This is a genomic window from Streptomyces sp. NPDC111628, from assembly GCF_055635195.1.
Map to the genome: position 1 here is coordinate 417272 of NZ_JBVKBZ010000004.1, position 16225 is coordinate 433496.

18 protein-coding genes are annotated in these 16225 nt (G+C 73.3%); 7 read left to right on the plus strand and 11 right to left on the minus strand.

The window, feature by feature from the left end:
- Positions 1-134 precede the first annotated feature (134 nt).
- The 6 genes from chpG to ACZ7MF_RS23915 all read left to right on the plus strand — a co-directional run bounded on the left by chpG (position 135) and on the right by ACZ7MF_RS23915 (position 4030).
- On the plus strand, positions 135-374 hold the full coding sequence (gene chpG / locus ACZ7MF_RS23890) for a chaplin ChpG (RefSeq protein WP_030179666.1): 240 nt from the start codon (positions 135-137) through the stop codon (positions 372-374).
- A gap of 274 nt (positions 375-648) precedes the next feature.
- Positions 649-1377: a hypothetical protein gene (locus ACZ7MF_RS23895; RefSeq protein ID WP_471479576.1), complete on the plus strand. Its 729-nt coding sequence runs from the start codon at positions 649-651 to the stop codon at positions 1375-1377.
- A 177-nt stretch (positions 1378-1554) separates the two neighbouring features.
- A complete protein-coding gene (locus ACZ7MF_RS23900; protein ID WP_115742183.1) occupies positions 1555-1857 on the plus strand; it encodes a hypothetical protein in 303 nt (100 codons plus the stop codon).
- A gap of 111 nt (positions 1858-1968) precedes the next feature.
- Positions 1969-2484, plus strand: coding sequence for a hypothetical protein (locus ACZ7MF_RS23905; RefSeq protein ID WP_471479578.1), 516 nt, complete (start codon positions 1969-1971; stop codon positions 2482-2484).
- Between the two features lie 120 nt (positions 2485-2604).
- A complete protein-coding gene (locus ACZ7MF_RS23910; protein WP_471479580.1) occupies positions 2605-3180 on the plus strand; it encodes a tyrosinase family oxidase copper chaperone in 576 nt (191 codons plus the stop codon).
- Entirely contained in the window at positions 3164-4030 is an 867-nt protein-coding gene (locus tag ACZ7MF_RS23915) for a tyrosinase family protein (protein WP_471479582.1), read from the plus strand. The genes ACZ7MF_RS23910 and ACZ7MF_RS23915 overlap by 17 nt, the downstream gene beginning before the upstream one ends.
- Positions 4031-4087: 57 nt before the next feature.
- Here the strand turns inward: ACZ7MF_RS23915 and chpF are convergent, their stop codons facing one another.
- Positions 4088-4360 (minus strand): chaplin ChpF, encoded by a 273-nt coding sequence (gene chpF, locus ACZ7MF_RS23920; RefSeq protein ID WP_356861246.1) that lies wholly within the window; start codon positions 4358-4360, stop codon positions 4088-4090.
- A gap of 189 nt (positions 4361-4549) precedes the next feature.
- On the opposite strand from chpF, the gene ACZ7MF_RS23925 reads away from it, so the two are divergent.
- Positions 4550-5233 (plus strand): DUF2087 domain-containing protein, encoded by a 684-nt coding sequence (locus ACZ7MF_RS23925; protein WP_471479584.1) that lies wholly within the window; start codon positions 4550-4552, stop codon positions 5231-5233.
- Positions 5234-5249: 16 nt separating this feature from the next.
- Here the strand turns inward: ACZ7MF_RS23925 and ACZ7MF_RS23930 are convergent, their stop codons facing one another.
- The 10 genes from ACZ7MF_RS23930 to ACZ7MF_RS23975 all read right to left on the minus strand — a co-directional run bounded on the left by ACZ7MF_RS23930 (position 5250) and on the right by ACZ7MF_RS23975 (position 16223).
- The gene (locus ACZ7MF_RS23930; protein ID WP_471479586.1) at positions 5250-6242 is read right to left on the minus strand and encodes a D-2-hydroxyacid dehydrogenase family protein; all 993 of its coding nucleotides are present in this window, start codon (positions 6240-6242) and stop codon (positions 5250-5252) included.
- A 45-nt stretch (positions 6243-6287) separates the two neighbouring features.
- A complete protein-coding gene (locus ACZ7MF_RS23935) occupies positions 6288-7064 on the minus strand; it encodes a formylglycine-generating enzyme family protein (RefSeq protein ID WP_471479588.1) in 777 nt (258 codons plus the stop codon).
- 96 nt (positions 7065-7160) lie between these two features.
- Positions 7161-7703 carry a hypothetical protein gene (locus ACZ7MF_RS23940; protein WP_471479590.1) on the minus strand — a complete coding sequence of 181 codons (543 nt, stop codon included), beginning with the start codon at positions 7701-7703 and terminating at the stop codon, positions 7161-7163.
- A 28-nt stretch (positions 7704-7731) separates the two neighbouring features.
- Complete coding sequence (locus ACZ7MF_RS23945; RefSeq protein WP_471479592.1) at positions 7732-8733, minus strand: clavaminate synthase family protein; 1002 nt, start codon at positions 8731-8733, stop codon at positions 7732-7734.
- Positions 8730-10610 (minus strand): WD40 repeat domain-containing protein, encoded by a 1881-nt coding sequence (locus ACZ7MF_RS23950; protein ID WP_471479594.1) that lies wholly within the window; start codon positions 10608-10610, stop codon positions 8730-8732. Before ACZ7MF_RS23950 ends, ACZ7MF_RS23945 begins: the two co-directional genes overlap by 4 nt.
- Before the next feature lie 110 nt (positions 10611-10720).
- Positions 10721-11878 carry a hypothetical protein gene (locus tag ACZ7MF_RS23955; protein ID WP_471479596.1) on the minus strand — a complete coding sequence of 386 codons (1158 nt, stop codon included), beginning with the start codon at positions 11876-11878 and terminating at the stop codon, positions 10721-10723.
- Entirely contained in the window at positions 11875-13248 is a 1374-nt protein-coding gene (locus ACZ7MF_RS23960) for an MDR family MFS transporter (protein ID WP_471479598.1), read from the minus strand. The genes ACZ7MF_RS23955 and ACZ7MF_RS23960 overlap by 4 nt, the downstream gene beginning before the upstream one ends.
- Positions 13245-14372, minus strand: a complete 1128-nt coding sequence (locus tag ACZ7MF_RS23965) for a glycosyltransferase (protein ID WP_471479600.1) — start codon at positions 14370-14372, stop codon at positions 13245-13247. The genes ACZ7MF_RS23960 and ACZ7MF_RS23965 overlap by 4 nt, the downstream gene beginning before the upstream one ends.
- Positions 14369-15526 carry a bifunctional diaminohydroxyphosphoribosylaminopyrimidine deaminase/5-amino-6-(5-phosphoribosylamino)uracil reductase RibD gene (ribD, locus tag ACZ7MF_RS23970; protein ID WP_471480104.1) on the minus strand — a complete coding sequence of 386 codons (1158 nt, stop codon included), beginning with the start codon at positions 15524-15526 and terminating at the stop codon, positions 14369-14371. Before ribD ends, ACZ7MF_RS23965 begins: the two co-directional genes overlap by 4 nt.
- A gap of 52 nt (positions 15527-15578) precedes the next feature.
- Positions 15579-16223, minus strand: a complete 645-nt coding sequence (locus tag ACZ7MF_RS23975) for a GTP cyclohydrolase II (protein WP_471479602.1) — start codon at positions 16221-16223, stop codon at positions 15579-15581.
- Positions 16224-16225 lie beyond the last annotated feature (2 nt).

Sequence of the window (16225 nt, forward strand, 5' to 3'; positions counted from 1 at the left end):
AGTGTGTTGGATTTGTGAACACCGGCATTTCGCGAGATCACCCCTTTGGCGGCACAACTCGCGCCCCTGCCACGCGTTGACACTGCGCCGGGCAGCCGCCCGGATGTGTGTACAACCCCAAGGAGCACTTCTCCATGTCGCGTATCGCGAAGGGCCTGGCCCTGACCTCCGTCGCCGCCGCCGCGGTGGCGGGCACCGCCGGTGTCGCCGCCGCCGACAGCGGCGCGCAGGCCGCCGCCGCCCACTCTCCGGGCGTCCTGTCCGGCAACGTGGTGCAGGTCCCGGTCCACATCCCGGTCAACGTCTGTGGCAACACCATCGACATCATCGGCCTGCTGAACCCGGCGTTCGGCAACGAGTGCGAGAACGACTGACGTCGGCTCACCACTTGCGCACCGGCCGTCCGTACCGCGGTTCCTCCGCGAGCGGGCGGCCGGTTCGCGTTGCCGTGCGGACGGCGCTGTGCTGCCCCGAATGGGGGGACCGGGCCGCGACACGGCGCACGGACCTTGACAGGGCGTCTCACCAGGTAGGACACGACACCTGAGAAGAGCGGGCGGGCGCCCCGGGCCGCCCCCTGCGTTGCAGAGCGCCGAGGGCGCTTCCACGGTGGGCACAACATCCGACGCACCACCGAAAGGAACCCCCATGCGTCTGCCCGCACGGCGAATCGCCACCTCCGCTCTCTGCGCCGGCCTGCTGATCGGTATCTCCGGTCCGGCGGTGATGGCGGCCGACGGCGACTCGGTCCGGGAACGCACCCACGCGGCGTCCCGCGCTCCCCTCCCCGACGCCGAGGAACTGCAGAGCCAGGTCGGCAGCCTGGCCGGTCTGAGCGGAGTGCTCACGCCCGTCACCGACATGCTCACCGCCGTCCTCAAGGCCGACAACGGCCAGCTCTCCGCCACGGACGCCGACAAGCTCTCCACCGCCGTCAAGGACGCCCTCGCCAAGGCGGACGCGGCGGACACGGACGCCGACGACGCGGCGACCACTCCCAGCACCCCGGCCCAGCCGCCGGCCGTGACCGCGCCGGAGGCCGGGACCGACACCCCGGTCACGCTGCCGGCGCCCGTCACGGCACCGGGCGACGACGGGACGGCGGCGGCGTCCGACCTGACCGCGACCGCGAACGCCGCGCTGCAGAAGCAGGTCGACGCCCTGGTCAAGGCCACCACCTCCGGTACCGCCGAGCAGGTGAGCCCGGCCGTCAAGGACCTGATGACCGGCATCGTCAACGTCGTCGCCGCCACCATGGTCGGCAACGGTCTGCCCGCCGCGGACCTCGCCGGGCTGCCCGGCGTACCGACCGCGCCGGAGGCCACGACCCCGGAGGCGGCCACTCCGGAGGCCGCCGCACCGGCGAACCCCTCCTGACGCCGCCCCCGGCGTCCCGGGCCGTCGCGCCTCCCCTTTCGGAGGCGCGACGGCCCTTTCCGTGCCCGGAGATCTCATATGTCTTCCGGACGGCGGAGTTTCCGGGCCCGGCGCAGGTCGTTAGGGAGGGCGTCAGCACACCCTCCGGTGACACGGGTCGCCGAAGAAAGGAACACGATGAAGTCCCTCAAGGCCGCCGCAGTCGTCGCCGGTTCCCTGGTCGCCGCCGGCTCCGCCGCGCCCGCGTTCGCCTACGACGCCGCCGACGCCGCCGCGCTCACGCCCACCAGCCTCAACGGCGCCGTGAACGCGCTGACCGCGGAGCCCATCGACGTCATGCCGATCAAGCACCAGTCGGAAGCGCGCTCCGACGCGCTGGACACCGAGAACAAGGACTCCGTGCTGCACACCGTGAAGGGCGCCACCACGAAGCTGAACTCCGCGAACGGCCTGCTGGGCGGCCTCCCGCTGGGCGGCTGAACCACCCCGCTCCCGGTTCCGCTCCCCGTCCTGCTTCCGCCTTCCCGAAGCCGTACCTCCCGCCCTCCCGAAGCCGAACCCCCCGCCTTCTCGAAAGGGACCGTGTCTGTCATGAAGCCGACCACCAGACGAACCCTGGCCGCCGTGGTCACCGGTGTGGCCGCCGCCGTCGGCGTAGCCGCGACCCCCGCCGCCGCGGCCCGCGCGGTTCCCGTGCCGGTGCCGCTGGGCGGCGCGGAGACGGCCCTCGGCATGGAGCTGCCGGAGGTGGCCGGCGAGCTGCCCGTGCCGACGGCGGGCGCACCGGAGGGCCCGCAGTACGTCGAGGGCCGGCTGCTGCCGGAGCGGACGCTGCCGCAACTGCCGGTGCGCGGCGGGCTGCCCGGCGTCGACGTGCGCCAGCCGCTGCCGCACGTCCTCGGCGACGACTTCGACCACGCCGGTGTCGACGCCCCCGCCGCCGAGCTGCGCACCCTGGCGCCGGAACTGTCCCTCGACGCCCCGCTCACCGCGCCGAACCCCGAGGCCCTCGGCCTGCCGGCGCCCAAGCTTCCCGAGGTCGGCCTGCTCGCCCCGGTGGTCCAGACGGTTCCGGTGGCCGACCTGGGCGTCGGACCGGGTCTGTAACCCCCCGGGCGACCTCGGTCCCCGGAGCGGTCGTGCTCCGACTGGCCCTGCGGGCGGTGACCGCGGGGCCCGCCGTTCGGTTAGCGGTGCGGACCAACCGAACCGGAAGAGGAGTGAGCCATGGTCGGCAACGCGGGTGCGACGGCGAACGGCGCCGAGCGGGAGTACGCGACGCAGGACGCGGCGAGAGGCGGGCCGGCCTCCGGCACCCGGCGGCAGGTGGTGCGGGGGCTGCTCGCCCCGGCCCTCGCCGTCGGCCTGGCGCCCCTGATCGCCGCCTCGCGACCCACCCGGGCCGCGGAGGCCGCCACCACCGGACCGCGACCCGCCCACCCCGGGCCGCACGCCGTTGAGTCCGCCGAGTCCGCCGAGTCCGCCGAGTCCGCCGAGGGTGTCGAGGGCGCTGCCTTCGACGAGACCTACCGCGGCCGGCGCATCCGGGGCATCCGCTCGGCCGCCGGGCGGGCCGTGGGCGCCGGTACCTGGCAGGTCACCGTGGACGGCCGGCCGCTGCACCTGATGCGCCGGGCGGACGGCAGCTGGCTGAGCATGGTCGACCACTACCGGTCCTACCCCACCCCGCTCGCCGCGGCCCGCGGCGCCGTCGACGAACTCGGCCCCGGCGAGCACCTGCGCGACACCCCGTCCACGGGCCACGGCCGGCACTCCGGGGGGCGGCATGGCCTACACGCGTAAGGACGTCAGCACGCTGACCCGCACCGAGAAGCGGCGGTTCGTCAACGCGCTGCTGGAGATCAAACGACGCGGGGAGTACGACGAGTTCGTGCGCACCCACATCGAGTACTACGTCTCCGACGGCGAGAACGGACTGCGTACGGCGCACATGGCGCCGTCCTTCCTGCCCTGGCACCGCCGGTTCCTGCTGGACCTGGAGGAGGCGCTGCGCCGGGTCGACCCGTCGGTCGCGGTGCCGTACTGGGACTGGACGAAGGACCGCGGTGCCAAGTCGACGCCCTGGACCGCCGACCTCCTCGGCGGCACCGGGCGGCGGTCCGACCACCGGGTGACCACCGGTCCCTTCGCCCATGCCGAGGGCAACTGGACCATCAAGGTGAACGTCACCGACACGGAGTACCTCACCCGGGACCTCGGACGCGCCGCCGACCCCCTCGGCCTGCCCTCCAAGAGCGACCTGGAGTGGGCGCTGGACGACCCGAAGTACGACACCTCGCCCTACGACTCCACGGTCCGCAAGGGGTTCCGCAACAAGCTGGAGGGGTGGGGGGCGGGCCGCGGCAGCGTCTCCTGGCGCAACCACAACCGGGTCCACCGCTGGGTCGGCGGGGCCATGGTCGGCGGCGCCTCCGTCAACGACCCGGTGTTCTGGCTGCACCACGCCTTCGTCGACCTCCAGTGGTCCCGCTGGCAGGCCCGTCACCGCGGCGCCCGCTACCTGCCCGCCGAGCCGCCCGGCCGGGGCAGCGCACAGCGCGGGCGGATCGTCGCACGGCACGAGAAGCTGCCGCCGTGGGACGTGACACCGGACGAACTGGAGGACGTCGGCCGGATCTACCGGTACGCCTAGGCGGATACGGGAGGAGCCCCGGCCGGGGAGGCCGGGGCTCCTCGCGGGTCCGGCGACTCAGCCGCCGTAGCCGCCGCTCTTGTCGTCGTCGTCGCCGTTTTCGCAGGCGTTGCCGAAGGCCGGGTTCAGCAGGCCGATCACGTCGATGGTGTTGCCGCAGAGGTTGACCGGCACGTGCACCGGGACCTGGACGACGTTGCCGGACAGGACACCGGGCGAGCCGACGGCCGCGCCCGCCGCGCCCGCGTCCGCCATGGCCATGCCGGTGCCGCTGAGCACCACGGCACCGGCGCCGAGGGCGACACCGGCGGCCTTCGCGATGCGAGACATCACGTTCTCCTTCTGACTCGGGGAGCGCGGCGGCAGGACGCGCCGCCGCACTGCCGGTTCAACGCCCCCGGTCGCAGCGGGTCACGGGGGGAATGTGTGGATCACCCGTTTTGAACGCGCGGACCGGAGCGACGGCGTCCGGCGGAAAACCGTTCCCGTGCGCACCGGTGTGTCCACTAGCCTCCCGGCATGCCGAACGACCGAGCCGACTCGTCCAGCGAGGCCTCCGAGGCCTCCGACGCCTTCGAGACCTCCGAGATCTCCGAAACCTCGCAGTCTTCGTTCATCCCGTTCTCGCCGTCCGCGCCGGCGGCACTGCCCGCTCTGTTCGCCGAGGAGAGCCGGGTGCGGGCCTTCGCGGCCGTGGCGCTGGGCGCGGGCGACGCCGCGCAGGTGGCCCTGGCGGCCGGTCTCTCCGCGAAGAAGACGGCCGGCGCGCTGCGCCGACTGCGGGAGCAGGGCGTGGTGACGTCCGGGGACGACGGTCAACTCGTCGTCGCCCACAGCCGTTTCAGGGAGCTGGCCCGCGTCGGCCGTACGGCGTCGGAGGCGCCCCGGGACGCCGCCGCGGCCGGTGACGACGGACCGGGCGACATGATCGTGCGGACCTTCGTCAGGAACGGCCGGCTGGTACGTCTCCCCGCACGCTGGACGCGCAAGAAGGTGGTGCTGCGGCACATCGCCGAGCAGACCTTCGCACCCGGCGTGGAGTACCCGGAGCGCACCGTCGACGAGAAGCTGCGCGCGTGGTGCGAGGACGGCGAGGTCGACCATGTGACGCTCCGGCGCCACCTGGTGGACTTCGGTCACCTGCGCCGGAGCGACGGCATCTACGCGCGCCCGGCGGACTCCGCCCGGACGGGCACCGGCTGAGCCCGCCCGAGCCCGGCTACGCCCGGCTCGGGGCCGGCGGCGGGGACACGACGGGCAGCCGCCGTACGGGGGAGCCCGCGAGGTAGGCCCCGATCGCCTCGACGGCCTGGCCGTAGTACGTGGCGTAGTTGGCGCGCGAGACATAGCCCAGGTGGGGTGTCGCGAGCAGGCGCGGGGCCGTGCGCATCGGGTGTCCGGCGGGCAGCGGCTCGGTGTCGAAGACGTCCACGCCCGCACCCGCGATGCGGCCCTCGTGCAGCGCGGCGAGCAGCGCCCCCTGGTCGACGATCGCCGCGCGCGAGGTGTTGACCAGGTAGGCGGTCGGCTTGAGCAGGGCCAGTTCGGCGGGGCCGAGCAGACCGCGGGTGCGCTCGCCCAGCGCCAGGTGGACGGAGACGAAGTCGGCGGTCGTCAGGAGCTCTTCCTTGGAGGAGGCCAGTTCGACACCGACCTCGTCGGTGCGCTCCCGGGTGAGGTTCTGGCTCCAGGCGCTCACCCGCATGCCGAAGGCCAGGCCGACCTGTGCCACCCGCCCGCCGATCTTGCCCAGGCCCAGCAGTCCGAGCCGGCGGCCGTGCAGGTCGGCGCCCACCGTCTGCTGCCAGGGGCCGCCCTCGCGCAGTCCGTTGCCCTCCTGGACGATCCCGCGGGCGAGGCCCAGCAGCAGGGCCCAGGTCAGCTCGACGGGCGGGGTCGAGGAGGAGGCCGTACCGCAGACGGTGACGCCGTGCGCGTCGGCGGCGGCGTAGTCGATCACGCTGTTGCGCATGCCGGAGGCGACGAGCAGCTTCAGCCGGGGCAGCCGGGCGATCAACGAGCCGGGGAACGGCACGCGTTCGCGCAGGGTCACCACGATGTCGGCGTCCGCGAGCGCCGCGGCGAGGGCGTCCTCGTCCGGGAAGTGGGTGTCGTGGGACACGACCTCCACCCGGTCGGCGACCGGCGACCAGTCGGCCACCTCGGTCGCCACCCCCTGATAGTCGTCGAGTACGGCGCAGCGCAGTCGCACGGTGGGTGGTCCCTCTCGCCGAAGGGGCAGTGGCGGCCGCCGAGTCTACCGAGGCCCGGGACGCGCCGACGCGGGGAGTGCGGTCCCGGTGGCCGGTGCCGCGAGGCGCAGCCCGACGCCGATCGCCGCCAGGTCCTCCTCGTACGCACTGTGGCGGCGGGCGCACCTGGCCAGGTCCCGGTCGTGCCGGAAGGCCCCGCCACGGGTGATGTGGGGGTCGAACGCCCAGCCCTCGACCAGCGGTACGCCGTCGGGGGCGCCCGGGTAGGGGGCGTACAGCGTGGACGTCCACTCGTCGGCGTTGCCCGCCATGTCCAGCACCCCGAACGGGCCGGCGCCCTCCGGGAACGAGCCGACCGGGGTGGTCGTACCGATGCCGAGGTCCACCAGGTTGGCCAGGCCGGTGCGGTACTCGTCGCCCCACGGGAACTCCCGGCCGTCGTCGCCGCGGGCCGCGCGCTCCCACTCGTCCTCCGTGGGGAGCCTGACGCCCGGGTCGCCGGTCCGCTCGCCGAACCACCGGCAGTAGGCCGTCGCCGCCTCCCAGCTCACGCCGGTGACGGGGTGGTCGTCGGGAGCCTCGGGCACGGGTCGGCGGGTGGCCGCGGCGAAGACGGACCACTGGCCGACCGTGACCGGGGTACGGGCGATCCGGAAGGCCGGGAGGCGGATCTCCGTGCGCGGTGCCTCCTTGAGGTACCACTCCACCGGCACCCCCGTGTCCGCGTAACGCTCCGCCACCAGCGGGATGTCCCCGGTCGGGGTGCCTCGGTGCACCACTCCGGCCGGAATCTCCACCCAGTCCACCGGTTCGATCCGCATTGCCCCTCCTAGGCCTGTCCGACAGGACCACCATGATCGCCCGTACCCGCCCGGAGCGAACCCGCCCCCGGACGGAGACCGACCCGGCTTTCGGGCCTAGGACCCCGCCCCGGCGTGGGCGAGGAGCGCCGCCCCGTAGGCCCGCAGGACCCGGTGCTCCCGCACGTGGACGACGGGGACGCGGCCGCCCGGACCCGCCGGGTCGCATGCGGTCACCACCGCGGCGTGGCGCAGCAGCACATACCCGTCGGACGCCGCGGCGTGGAAGGCCGACGGATTCCCGCGTGCCGACTCGGCCCATTCCTGCTGCCCTTCGCCCAGCGCCGCACGGGACGCCTCCAGCAGGCCGGACTCGCACAGACCCGGCCGCAGTGCGTCCACGGCGATGCCGTCCACCGTGGTGGCGAGGTCGACGCAGACCGGGCCGTCGCCCAACCGCTGTTCCCCGAGGGCGCGCAGAGCGGTCTCGGCGGCCCAGTCCTGCTCCGTGCCGCGACGGGGGAGCAGGAGCGCGAAGGCGGGCTCGCAGGCCGGCCGCGGGCCGGCCGGCCTGCTCACCCGCCAGATCGCGCAGATCCGGCAGGAGTCCCCGAGAACTACGGCGTTGATGTGCAGCCCCGTGATCAAGGGTGGTGACATGCCCTCGGCTCCCGGTCGGCGGCGGTGCTCAGTGACTCAGCACGTGACCGTCGCCGGGGCGATGGTCACGCGAGCGTCGCAGATCAGCCACCGCGAAGGTGCGCAGCAGCCAGCGGTCGCCCCCGTCGTAGCGTGGCCGGAAGGCCGTCCTGCCGTGCGTGGTCACCCGGTTGTCCACGATGGCGAGGTCCCCCGGCGTCAGACGCACCGTGTGGGACGCGGCGTCGACGGCCGCCTCCAACTCGACCAGCGCCCGGCGCGCCTCGGGCGTCAGGGCCGTGGTGGCGGAGAAGTCCACCCGCAGGTCCGGGTCCTCCGGGTCGCCGGTCAGCACCGGGCGTGGCGGCGTGCTCCCGGCGGCCGTCCCGAAGGAGGGCGGCGGCTGGGTGCTGAACTCCGGGCGGAACAGCACCTCCCGGGTCCGCTGCGACAGCACGGGCAGCGCCTGGCGTATCGAACCGGTGCGCAGTCCCGCCGCTCCGTCGTGGTCGGCGCGCAGGCACAGCAGCATCACGAAGTCCGGGCGGTGCACGTGGAAGGCGTTCTCCACGTGGAAGGAGAGCAGCGTGGAGCCCGCGTTGCCCTCGAAGTCCTCCTTGCCCGGCACCGGCACCACGTCCTGCACCAGCGCGCCGGACTTCTCCGGGGCGTAGGCGGCCGGGTCGCCCAGACCACCGGCCGCGGTCATCAGCAGGGTGGCGGCCGGCACCGTCGCCTCCCGGCGGACGGAGCCGTTGGCCGTCGGGGTGGGCGGAAGCAGCGCCTCGTCCACCGGCAGGCCGCTGACCAGCGTCACCCCGCACTCGCCCGAGTTCCTGCGGAAGGCACGGACGGCCGCTCGAAGGCGGACCGGCAGCTCCTCCCAGCCTTCGCGGGCCGCGGCGGTCGTCTCCGGGTCGTCCAGCTCGCCACCCGCGACGCGGCACACGCGCTCCGCGGCACGCCGTACCACCGCCGCCTCGGCCTCGAACAGGGCGAGCGAGGCGGGGGTGCCGACCGGCGGGCTCAGGGAAGGACTCAGGGAGGTCATCGGGAACCCTCCAGGACCCGCCAGTCCGTGGCGGGCTCGGCCGGGGCCGGTGGCCGGGCCGGGTCGGCGTCCGGCGTCCAGGTGAACACCTTGCTGTCCCAGGAGGCGGTGACCGCGTCGTCCCCGAGCCAGCAGACCGCGCTCACCGCGCTGCCGTGTCCCTCCAGCACGTGCTGGTGGAGCGGGGCCAGCGTCTTCGGGTCGAGGACCCACAGCCGTCCGGTGAAGTCGTAGGAGCCCGTGACGAGCAGGGGCTCGCCGCCCGGGTGCCAGGCCGCGCACTTGGCCGACTCGTCATGGCCGACCAGCACCTGGAGCAGCTCCCCGGTCTCCAGGTCGTAGATGCGGCTGGTGCGGTCGCGGGAGACGGTGGCGAGCAGCGTCCTGCCCGCCACGGTGGTCACGGACCCGCCGTTGATCAGCTCGCCGTGGCCGCCGAAGGAGCGGATCAGCGTGCCCCCGGTGGTGATGAGGTGGGCTTGGCGGTCGGTCGAGTAGGTGACCAGCCGGTCCGCGTCGACCCAGGAAACGTCCTTGATGGCGCCGTCGTGGCCCGCGTAGTGCACCCCGGGGACCAGGTCGCGCCCCGTCCAGGCGTACAGGTCGAGCCCGCCCTCGTAGTCGGCGACCGCCAGCCGCTTCCCGTCCGGCGACCACGCGGCCCGGTTCACGGGGTGCTCGCGCTGGACGGCGGCGACGTCGCGTCCGGTCACGGCGTCGGCCACGCCCACCCGCCCGGAGAACGATCCGTAGGCGACGAGCCCCGGCAGCTCGGCCGAGACGGCGACCGTGTTGACCAGACTGCCGTTGCCCACCGGTACCTCGGTCGCGGTGGCGCCGCGGTGGCTCCAGACGCGGACCGTGCCGTTGTCGCCGCCCGCCGCCAGCACCTCGCCGGCCGCCGAGACGTGATTGACGCCGTGCGTGGGCACCGGTGCCTCCAGGGTGACCTCCCGCACCTCGTCGGGCAGGGCGTCCGCGGGGATCTCGGGCACGTCGATCACCGCGGGCCGGGCCGAGAAGGTGCCCGCGACCACGGTCCTGCCGTCCGCGGACCAGTCCACCGCGCGGGGCCACAGGTGCGCGCCGTACCAGCGCACCAGCGGGCGGCAGCCGGCAATGTCCCAGAGGGTGATCGTGCTGTCGTAGGCGCCGATGACGATCCGCGAGCCGTCCTGGGACCAGGCGACCGACTTCACGGCGGCGGTGTACGGGCCGACCTTGGTGACCAGCTCGCCGTCGGTGCGCACGATGTGCACGAAGCCGTCGTCGCAGCTGGCGGCGAGCAGGGTGCCGTCGGGGGACCAGCGGCACATCTCCGCGTGACCGGCCTGGGGCAGGTCCCGCAGCAGGGAGCCGTCGGTGTCCCAGAGGCGGATGGTGGCGTCCTCGCCGCAGCTGGCCAGGACACCCGTGGGCGCGGCGTCGACCGACATGCAGTGGTCGGCGTGGAAGATGACGCCCTCCTGGAGCACGCCGGTACGGATGTCCCAGATCCGGCCCGTACCGTCCTGCGAGACGGTGACCAGGCGGTTCTCGTCCAGCCAGGCCAGGGCGTTCAGGTCGTCGGGCTGCCGGGCGAGCAGCTGGACCTGACGGCCCGTGGCCACCTCCCAGACCCGGCAGGTCTTGTCGGCCGACCCGCTGGCGAGGAGTCGGCCCGAGGGGGAGAACCGCACCCCGTTGACCAGCCGTGAGTGACGGCCGACCCAGAGTGGGGCCGTCCTGGAGCGGTCCCACAGGACCACCCGGCCGTCGTAGCCCGCGCTGGCGTAGTGGGTGCCGTCCGGGCTGAACGCCACGGTGGTCTGGGGAGAGGCGTGCACAGCGGCGCCGTTGCCGGCGGCCTGCGGGTGGAACACGTCGACTGTCCGCATGATCTTCTCGAACTCCTGACAGAGCAGTTGGAAGGAACAGAGAGAGCAGAGAGAGCAGAGAGAGCAGAGAGAGGGGGAGAGGGGGGGAGGGGGCAGGGCGTGCCGTCGTGTCAGCCGCGCGTGGCCGCGGCCAGCTCCGCTCCCGCGCGCAGGCCTTCCTCGGTCAGTGCGCGCAGCGGCTGCATGACCCGGTGCAGCAGGGGAAGCCCCACGACCTGGGCCAGACCGCCCAGCGGGATGGTCTCGACGGCCCGCGCGCGGATCGCGGGGTCCGGGACCCGGGCACCGGCGCCCGCGGGGGCGGGAAGGCGTTCCAGGGTGATGCCGTACAGCACGGCCGCCGTCCACGCCGCGGTCGCGTGGTGGATGTGCAGCCCGGCGCCCGCGAGGTCGCGCAGCAGCGCCGCGGGCGTCGGTTCGCACCGGGCCGCCTCCCGGACCAGGACCGGATCGACGCCCGTCGTCCGGACGCTCTCGTCCCAGTAGGTCTTGGTGTGGCCGCCGTCGGGACCCGCGGGGACGATTCCGTAGACGTGCCCCTTGAAGAAGTGGGGGTAGAAGTCCAGCGCTCCCAGCGTGGACGATCCCGTTCGGCCCCCCGCCGCGTCGTCCGCGAAACAGGGCGAGAACCTGGGCCCCTGCACGTCGTTGCCCACGAGGCTGTCACCGCCCCGGTGCTCCACCAGGTTGGGGACGGCGATGAAGAGTGCTCGACCACGTTCCCGCAGGAACGCGCTCAGGGCCTCGTCGTCCGGGGGCGTGCCGTGCGCGAGCAGCCGCCGTGCGTGGTCGGCGAAGTCGGCGGCCAGGGCGGTGGGGAGGACCACGGCCAGCGAGGGCGCGTACTCGTCCGGGATGGCCTGGGCCCAGCCGGCGCCACTGAGGGCGGCGAGCCGTACGGCGGAGCCGTTCCAGTGGTTCCAGTTGCTGTAGAAGGCGATCGGATCGTCCGGGCGGCTGCGGACGGCCTCCGCGACCAGGTCCAGGAAGTTCTTGGCGGGCACGACGTCGTCCTGGAGCACGAGCCGGTGACCCGCCTCGCCGTACGGGCCGGCCCACGCGGCGGCCGCGGTGCGCAGGGGGCTCGGCGGCCCGTCCGGGTCCGGGTCGAGGACGAGTGCACGGTCGTCGCCGTGCAGTCGGGCGAGCAGGGCCTCCGCCTGGTCCCGTCGCCGGGGGTGGGCCATGACCCTGATGCCGGGGAGCCGGGAGGCGGTGCGGGCGGGAGCGGGGGAGAGGCCGTGGGCACCGGCCGAGGTCTGCGTCATGTCACATCCTTGGTGGACACGGGGCGGGTGCTCTCGCTCGGACCCGGGTCGGGGGACGACGCCGGTTCGTCACTCGGGCGGGCCGGCGGGGGAGCACCGGTTCTCGCTCCCCGGGGGGCGGGGCCGGGCCGGTCGGCGGGCGCGATCCGGTACGTGGTGGCCTGGATGCCGATCGCCGCGAGCAGGGCGATGCCACCGAACGCGGCGCACACCCACAACGCCCCGCGGTCCAGCACGAACCCGGCGAGCAGCGGGACGAAGAGGCCGGAGATCGCCCAGGAGAGCTGGAAGAGCGACATGTAACGACCGCGGATCGCCGCCGGAGCGCTGCTCGCCACCAGGGCGTTGGCCGCGGGCAGGCTGATCATCTCGCCCAGCGTGAAGGTCAGCATCACGGGGACGAGCACCACGATCGCCGTGGTGGCCGGCACCTTGGTCACCAGATAGAGGCCGGTGAAGACGACGGCGAAGATCAGCCCGGCGCGCACGATCAGCCGCTGCCGCGGAACGTGGGACACCCTCGCCGTCACCGGCATCTGCGCCAGCATGATGGCGACGCTGTTGATCCCGAGGAAGAGGGCCGGGGTCCAGTCGGGCAGCTCCATGATCTCCACGGCGTAGGCGGGCAGGATCGTCGAGGGCAGGGCCCAGGCGAAGGTGAGGAGCATGAAGAAGAAGCAGAACCCGGTGAACGCGTGATCCGTGAAGGCGTCCCGCCAGCCGGGGGCCGGCCGGCCGGAGTTCTCCTCCCGCTCCGCTTCCTCCGTGGCCCCGGGCTTCCGGCCCGGTCCGGTCGCCGGGATCCGGACTCCGGCCAGCAGCACCGCGGCGACGAGTGAGGTGACCACGTTCAGGGCCAGCACCAGGTCCGCGGCCCCGTGGCCGAAGACGACGGTCAGTCCCGAGCTGGCCAGGGCTCCGGTGGCCACGGTGAAGTTCTTGATGGTCCCGACCGCGGCATAGGTGGCGTCGAGCTTGCGGCCCGAGGCCAGATCCACCACGATCACCGGCCAACTCGCCCAGTACAGGCGGTCACCGGCCATGACCAGGAACGTCGCCACCGCGATCAGCGTCCACTCGGACGCGAAGGGGTAGAGGCCGTAGCCCAGTGCCGTGACCAGGTTGCTGGAGACCAGCACGGTCTTCGGGGAGAACCGGTCGACCAGCCAGCCGGCCAGCAGGGCCGTCGGCAGGGCGGCAAGGGTGCCCGCGCTGACCGCCGAACCGATGGCCGAGAAGGACAGCCCGGTGTTGTACGAGAAGTAGAGGAACGCCAGCGGAGCGAACAGGCCCCAGCCGAAGGTGTCGATGAAGACGGAGGAGAAGATCCGTCCGCGCTGCGGGATGCGGGGCAGGCCCAGACTGATCACGTCGTGTCCTCCCCGGTCTCGGGCCGTACCTTGTGCCAGGTGTCGCGGCCGGTCGCCAGCTCCCACACCGCGCGCCAGGCCGACGTCGACTCCAGGAGCTCGAACGGCAGCAGCAGGGCCCAGCCCGAGCCGATCCGCAGCACCTCCCACACCGGGTCGCGCGACACGCTGCGCACGCGCAGTGCCTCACCGAGGAGCAGTGCGGCGGCGGGAAGGCGCAGCGCGCGGTGGCGCACGGCCGCGGCCGTCACCGGCAGCACGCTGAGCTGGCCGAGCAGGCTGAGGGTCATCAGCGCCACGGCGGTCCGCGGCCGGTTCGGCAGTGGCTTCCCGCGCAGGAAGCGGACTCCGATGTCCAGTTGGCCGCGGATCCATCGGGTGCGCTGCCGCAGCGCGGGCCCGACCACCGAGGTGCGGGTGCCGTACGAGAAGGAGACGATGCGCCCCATACGCACCCCGGTGGCGGCGGCCCGCACCGCCCACTCGTACAGCTCCTCGACGCCGTCCTCGCTGAGCGGCCCGACCTCCTTGAGGGCGGTGCGGCGGAAGTAGACCGAGCTGCCGAGAAGCATGTGCATGCCGGTTCGGCGATTGACGTACTCCATCGCGCCGAAGAACGCCGCCGACTGCGCGAGCGTGATCCGGTTGACCAGGTCGCCGCCCGCCTCGGGCAGTTCGATGGCGTCGACGACGTCGAGGCCGCGGGCGTCTAGCGCGGCCACGGCCTGCCGCAGCTGGTGCGGGTCCGGGACCGTGTCCGCGTCGTACAAGGCGACGAAGGGGTCGTCGACCTCGCGCAGCGCATGGTTCAGGGCCTTGGCCTTCGGTGTCATGGAGGGCACCGCCACGACCCGCAGTTCGCCCCCGAAATCCGCCCGCGCCGACGTGGCGACGCGCTCGGCGGCCGCCACGTCCTCGGGGTACCGGGCGTCGACGAGCCAGCGCACGGACAGCCTGTCGTGCGGATAGTCCAGCGACCGGAGCATGTCGGCGGAGCGCCGCAGGATCGCGGCGGTCTCCCGGTAGAACGGGACGAGGACCGTGACCGGGGGGAGCGCCGACGTGGCGGCCCCTGGGTGTTCCTGGGGTGTGAGACGGGCGTTGGGGAGGAGAAATCCGGTCACCGTGTCCCTCCGGTCCGGGCGGGAGGCCGCAGTTCGACCCGGAGGTCGGGTCCGATCCGGTCCACCGAGGCGATACGGAACCGGTGTGCCTCACGGATCGACCCGATCCCCAGCGGTCCGGTGGCGCCGACTCCCTCGGAACCCAGCAGCAGGGGCGCGACATAGGCGACGACACGGTCGACGAGCCCGGCGCGGACGAAGGAGGCGGCGAGTGCGGGGCCCCCTTCGACCAGCACGGACCGCACTCCCCGGCCGTCCAGCGCTTCGAGCAGGTCGAGGGGCGGGAAGTACCCGCGTGCGTCGGTCTTCAGACGCAGTACGTCGGTGCCGTTGCGGCTGTCGCTGTTGCTGTTGCTGTTGCTGTTGCTGTTGCTGTTGCTGTTGCTGTCTCTGTGGTTGTGGCTGTCGTTTTCGTCGTAGTCGGCGGTTTCGGTGGCCGGAACGGTCACCACGAGCGTCGGGGCCGCACCGTCCAGCAGCCGGGAGTCCGGCGGCAGCTCACCGCGGGCGTCCAGCACGATCCGCAGGGGAGGCTGTCCCACGACGCCGTGACGCAGGTCGAGCCGGGGATCGTCGGACCGCCAGGTGCCCGAGCCGACGAGGACCGCGTCGTGCCGGGCGCGCAGTTCATGGGCGTCCGTCCGGGACTCGGCGGAGCTGATCCAGCGGGAGGAGCCGTCGGCGGCGGCGCTGCGGCCGTCCAGGGTCGCGGCGAACTTCCAGGTGACGAAGGGCCGTCCGACGCGTACGGCGGTGAGCCACATCTCCAGTACGGCCTCGGCCTCGGTCTGGAGGACGCCGCCGACGACCTCGATCCCGGCGTCGGCCAGCCGTCGCGCGCCGCCGGCCGCCACCCGGTTCGGGTCCGCCACCGCGTACAGGACGCGGCGGACCCCTGCCTCGATCAGGGCCCTGGAGCAGGGACCGGTACGGCCCTGGTGGTCGCAGGGTTCGAGGGTGACCACGGCGGTGGTCCCGCGCTGCCGCCCCCGCGCCCGCCGCAGCGCGTCGACCTCCGCGTGCGGGGTGCCGGGCCCCCGGTGGACACCGGTCGCGACCGTCGTACCCTCCGCGTCGAGCAGCACGCAGCCGACCGCGGGATTCGAACCGGTCGACCCCACCTCGGCCCCGGCCAGCTCCAGCGCCCGGCGCATGGCGGTCAGTTCCCGCGGGGCGACCGCGGTCGGTTCCCCGGGCCCGGGCCCCTCAGACCTCGAGTGCATGACCGGCTCGTTCGCGCTTGGCCGTCAGGTAGGCCTGATTGTTCTCATTGACGAAGGTCCCCGTCGCGACGACGTCCGATATGACAACGCCGTGCGAACGCAGCTGGTTTCCCTTCTCCGGGTTGTTGGACAGCAGACGGATTCTGGGCACGCCCAGAGCACTCAGCATCTCGGCCGCCACCCGGTAGTCCCGGAGATCATGGCTGAAATTGAGCACCGCATTCGCTTCGAAGGTGTCCAGACCACCGTCCTGCAGCAGGTAGGCATCGAACTTGTTGTACAGCCCGATACCGCGCCCCTCCTGTCGCAGATACAGGATGATGCCGCCTTCGTGGGAGCACAGGGCGAGTGCCTCGTGAAGTTGTGGACCGCAGTCGCAGCGCTGAGATCCGAAGACGTCACCGGTGAGGCATTCGGAATGCACCCGCACCAGTGGATCGCTCTTCCCTTCCCAGCCCGGCATAAGGAGTGCGACGTGCTCGCGGCCGTCGTGCAGTCCGTCGAAACTGACCATGGTGCTCGCCCGGAGCCCCAGGCCGGGGACGTCGACGGGAACCTCCACCCGGGCTCTCACCTGCACGGCAGGGGAGGGTGCGACGATCACGTCTTCGTTCTCTTCGGTGCGCATGG

Bases quoted from the DNA above. Each gene is read 5' to 3' on its own strand.
- ribD (WP_471480104.1), bottom strand. From the start codon at position 15,526: ATGCGCCGGGCGCTGGAGCTGGCCGGGGCCGAGGTGGGGTCGACCGGT.
- ACZ7MF_RS23935 (WP_471479588.1), bottom strand. From the start codon at position 7,064: ATGCGGATCGAACCGGTGGACTGGGTGGAGATTCCGGCCGGAGTGGTG.
- ACZ7MF_RS23945 (WP_471479592.1), bottom strand. From the start codon at position 8,733: ATGACCTCCCTGAGTCCTTCCCTGAGCCCGCCGGTCGGCACCCCCGCC.
- ACZ7MF_RS23905 (WP_471479578.1), top strand. From the start codon at position 1,969: ATGAAGCCGACCACCAGACGAACCCTGGCCGCCGTGGTCACCGGTGTG.
- ACZ7MF_RS23895 (WP_471479576.1), top strand. From the start codon at position 649: ATGCGTCTGCCCGCACGGCGAATCGCCACCTCCGCTCTCTGCGCCGGC.
- chpG (WP_030179666.1), top strand. From the start codon at position 135: ATGTCGCGTATCGCGAAGGGCCTGGCCCTGACCTCCGTCGCCGCCGCC.
- ACZ7MF_RS23940 (WP_471479590.1), bottom strand. From the start codon at position 7,703: ATGTCACCACCCTTGATCACGGGGCTGCACATCAACGCCGTAGTTCTC.
- ACZ7MF_RS23925 (WP_471479584.1), top strand. From the start codon at position 4,550: ATGCCGAACGACCGAGCCGACTCGTCCAGCGAGGCCTCCGAGGCCTCC.
- ACZ7MF_RS23910 (WP_471479580.1), top strand. From the start codon at position 2,605: ATGGTCGGCAACGCGGGTGCGACGGCGAACGGCGCCGAGCGGGAGTAC.
- ACZ7MF_RS23950 (WP_471479594.1), bottom strand. From the start codon at position 10,610: ATGCGGACAGTCGACGTGTTCCACCCGCAGGCCGCCGGCAACGGCGCC.
- ACZ7MF_RS23900 (WP_115742183.1), top strand. From the start codon at position 1,555: ATGAAGTCCCTCAAGGCCGCCGCAGTCGTCGCCGGTTCCCTGGTCGCC.
- ACZ7MF_RS23915 (WP_471479582.1), top strand. From the start codon at position 3,164: ATGGCCTACACGCGTAAGGACGTCAGCACGCTGACCCGCACCGAGAAG.
- ACZ7MF_RS23975 (WP_471479602.1), bottom strand. From the start codon at position 16,223: ATGCGCACCGAAGAGAACGAAGACGTGATCGTCGCACCCTCCCCTGCC.
- chpF (WP_356861246.1), bottom strand. From the start codon at position 4,360: ATGTCTCGCATCGCGAAGGCCGCCGGTGTCGCCCTCGGCGCCGGTGCC.
- ACZ7MF_RS23955 (WP_471479596.1), bottom strand. From the start codon at position 11,878: ATGACGCAGACCTCGGCCGGTGCCCACGGCCTCTCCCCCGCTCCCGCC.